Origin of the sequence: Acidovorax bellezanensis (assembly GCF_025421555.1) — a bacterium.
GTDB classification, from domain to species: domain Bacteria; phylum Pseudomonadota; class Gammaproteobacteria; order Burkholderiales; family Burkholderiaceae_C; genus Comamonas; species Comamonas bellezanensis.
The window spans coordinates 1-4,009 of record NZ_JAODYH010000031.1; the positions used below are offsets into that span (position 1 = coordinate 1).

Annotated in this window: 2 protein-coding genes; both read right to left on the reverse strand. The window is 62.6% G+C overall.

Annotated features, from left to right (window positions below):
* Positions 1-1,825 (reverse strand): retention module-containing protein (locus N0K08_RS23160; RefSeq protein ID WP_261502798.1); only part of this gene is annotated, 1,825 nt, incomplete at its 3' end.
* Between the two features lie 583 nt (positions 1,826-2,408).
* On the reverse strand, positions 2,409-4,009 hold a 1,601-nt coding region (locus N0K08_RS23270), incomplete at its 5' end, for a type I secretion C-terminal target domain-containing protein (protein WP_315968028.1).

Below are 4,009 nucleotides of genomic sequence, written 5' to 3' on the forward strand. Positions count from 1 at the left end.
TCGTGCCCGCGGGCACGGTGAAGCTGTAACCGCCGCCGGCCAGCGCCGTCAGCGCCACGACCGTGCCGCCGATGGTGACCACCGGCGTGCCGATGTCGCCGGCCTCCGCCTGGCCGCTGAAAGTGATGCTCAGCGTGGTGTCGGCATCCACGGCGTGGGTCAGCGTCACGTTGAAAACCGCATTGCTGCCTTCGTTGACGGTGCCCGCGTCGGACACCTGCAGCGCCGGAACATCGCCAGCCGCATCGACAATGGTGGCGTGACCAATGGAGGTGATGCCTGTGGGCAGCGGCTGGCCGTTGGCCATCGCACCCGTCAGCGTCCCCGTCAACACCATGGATTCGCTGCCTTCGAACACCCCATCGGCAATGGTCGGCACCGTCACGACGATGCCGGTGGTCGTGCCTGCCGGCACGGTAAAGCTATAGACCCCGTTCACTTCCGTGACCACCACGGGTTGACCGTTCACCGTGACCGTGGGCACGCCAATATCGTTGGGCTCAATCTGGTCGTTGGCGGCCAAAGCCGCAAAGCGGCCGGCAAGCAAGGGCGCTGCCCCGTTGCCTGCATCGCCACCCAGAGTGAAGCTCAGGGTGGTGTCGGCATCCACGGCCTTGGTGAGCGCCACATTGAAAACCGCGCTATTGCCTTCATTGACAATGCCTGCGTCGCCGACCAGCAATTGCGGTGAGTCATTGTCCTTGACGGTGAAATCAATGGCGCCGCCCAGTACGGGATTCTCGTAATTTCCGCCCGTGCTGCCCGCAATGCCGACTTGAACCGGCCGGTCGCCTTGAGTGACGTTGTCATCGGGCAACGGCACATAGGACACCGTACCTGTGGTCGCGCCCGCCGCAATGGTGATGACCTGGCCATTGGTCAGCGTGATCACCAGATCGCTGCCCTGCGGCGGCTGCTCGACATGGGCCGTGACCGTGATGCTTCCCCCCTCGACCACGCTCTCCGGGCCGGTCAGCGTGATGCGCACCGCATCGGCGTCATCCGCGACGACGGTATTGGTGGTGCTGCTGGTGTTCAGTTGCTCGTAGTTACCGCCGGTGGTGCCGCCAATGCCCACTTGCACCGTCGTGTCGCCTTGCTGATAAACGTCATCCGGACGCGAATCGACCTGCACCGTGCCGCTGGTCGCGCCCACGGGGATGGTGATCAGCGAGCCGTCGGTCAGCCGCACAACCAGGTCACTTCCAGTCACGGCACGGCTGACGGTGGCCGTCACCGTGATGGACGTGCCTTCGATGACACGCGCATCGGATGTCAGCGTGATGGTCGAAAGGCCAGGCACCAGGGTGGGATCGCTGGGGGCCGGGGCGGGCGCAGGCGCGCCCACAGGCACGGTGCCGCCATATTGATCGTTCTCTATGTTCTGGTTGCCGGATTGGCCATAGGCCAGGCCCAGGGGCGATGTCGACTCCAGCACGCTGGTCAGGCGCACGAACGAGCCACCGGCATCGCCGCCGCCCGTCAGCACGGCGGCCGTGGGATCCAGCTGCGCGAACGGATCCTGGCCGGCATTGATGGCGGCAATCAGCGCTGCGGTGGTGGCATCCGGAGGAACAGCCACAGCCGCCTCGCTGGGCGTGGGCGGCATGAACAGATCAGCGGTGAGCACCGTCGCCTGGTTTTCCCCAACCGTCAGCGGAGGCATGCCGTCGGCCTGCAATTGCATGGAGCTGCCGGAGGCGGTCACGATTTCAGCATCGACGGGAATGCGCATGCCCTGGTGGATGACAGTCAGGGAGCCATCTGCGGCGCGAATCCAGGCCTGACCAATCAACTGCGTGACGAGAACCGTAGCATTTGCCATGTGTGACAACCTCCAAGAAGTGTTATTCCGTGCCCCGCTTACCGCCGCGTACGATCAGTAAAACAGTGCCGCCATGAAACACATAGTAAGAAAAGGTGTCATTGGTGCCTATTGGCGTCGGCGCCAATGCCTGGGGTCAACATGGCTGTGCGCGCAGCGAGGAAAAACCAATGGCCGCATCGGCCGGCCCCAGAGGCAAATGCCGGGAAGTCAGCCCTGGCTACCCCGGCATCAGGCGGTCGCTGACGTGGATTTCTTCAAAAAAAGTGAACAGATCGGCCCGCGCAAGGCGCTCGCTGATGCCCAGACGCGGAGCTCCATCTCCATCAATTGGGGTACCCATCCGCGGATGCCTGGAGGTACTGCGCTGTGGTCCGGGCTTGCTGCCGAACCGCCTTGGCTTTGAGCGACAGCAAATGCGCCGTGCTCTCGCCCAGCGAGGAGCTGTAGCGGGTCGATGCGCAGCAGCACCTGGCCCACTTCAACATGCTCGTCCGGGAGGATCAAATTTTCTCGACGATGCCGCCGTCCAGGCTTTGCAGCACCTGTACCCGGCGGCATGGCACGACCGTGCCCTGGCCTGTCAATGGCCGTCGACCTTCAACTTGCCCTGAGTGATCAGGTCAGTGATCAACTGGTTCTGGTCAGCGGTGTTCAGCTGCACGTTCTCCAGCGTGATTTGCTGGTTGAAGTTGCTTCCGTCCACCGCCAACGCCCCGGTCGTCGACACATGGATGACGGTATTGGTCTGTGCGCCCACCACCTGCGTATCGAAGTGCAGGAACTTGGTGAGATCGGCAGCGGGTGTCTCCTCGCCCACCAGCAGATTGCGCAGGTCCAGCACATCCGCCCCCTTTGGATCCGCGCCGCCCAGACCGAAGTCCCGAACCACATCAAGGGCAGGAGCAAGGACGGTGCCGGCATTGCTGCCCAGCCAGGCGAACACATCATCGCCCGCGCCCCCAAGCAATGTATCGTCCCCCTTGCCACCGATCAAGGTATCGTTGCCCAGTCCGCCGCTCAAAGTATCGTTGGCCAGACCGCCGACCAGCGTTTCGTCGCCAGCCGTGCCGAGCATTTCCAGACCCTCCGTGACATGGGGAACGCCCGGCTGCAGACCCACACCATCGCCCGCGATGGTAATCGTCAGGTTGGCGCTGTCTTCAACGACATTGCCCGCTTCGAGTCGATACTGGAACACATCCTGCTGGCTTGCATGGATCGCCCCATCAGGCGGCGTCGTGGGCGTATAGGTGTAGGCGCCCGTGCTGTCGATATGCAGCGTGCCATAAACTCCCGCCAGCAGCACTGGATCACCCGCATTCACAGGGACCCAGGTCGTGCCCCCATCATTGGAAATCGACAATGTCGTCCCGCCAATTTCAGTATCGTTCGTCAGAACATTGCCGGTCGCCAGCGTCGACGTCCAGTCCACATGAGGCGGTATCAACGCCCGGAAATCATCCAGCCCCACATTGAAGTTAAGGCTGTCGTGTTTTGCGTCATCCACGATGAAATGAATCCGGTACGTAGTGTCGGCTTCCAGAGGGCCTGTGGTGACGTCCTGCACGCTGGCATTCTTCGCGATCGTCTGGTTCGCCAACACAGCCGTCCACGAACCATCCCCATTCAGCTTGTATAGCGTCCAGGACACACTATCTTCTTGAGTGGAGTTGCTCCGCCTCATGGTGAACGTCAGCTGTTCACCCCCTCCATCACCCGTCGTATAGGTCGGCGTCAGCAATTCGACATTCGACGTTCCAATGTCGCTATCCTGCAGAAACAGCACCCCGCCGCTCGGGTTGGCACTATTGATCGGCCCCGTGGCACTCGTGACCCAACCCGACTGCGCCAGAGCAGTCGTGATGTTGAAGTCAGCCGGTACCGCCCCATTGGCAGTCGGCTCGTACTTCCAGACCTCCGTGCTGTTGAATGCCGTCGCCAGCACATCCGAGCCCCCTGGGTTTTGCACCGAATGCAATGTCGCCACGCCCGTATCGTCGTCGGCCTGGACCATGTCGAAAATGGTCGCATGGCCGGTGTCGGTGATGCCCGCCGGCAACGGCGTGCCATTGAGCGTCGCGCCGGTCAGCGTGCCCGTCAGGTTCAATTGCTCGCTGCCTTCGAACACGGGATCGTCCGTGGTCGGCACCGTCACCACAATGCCGCCGGTCGTGCCTGCGG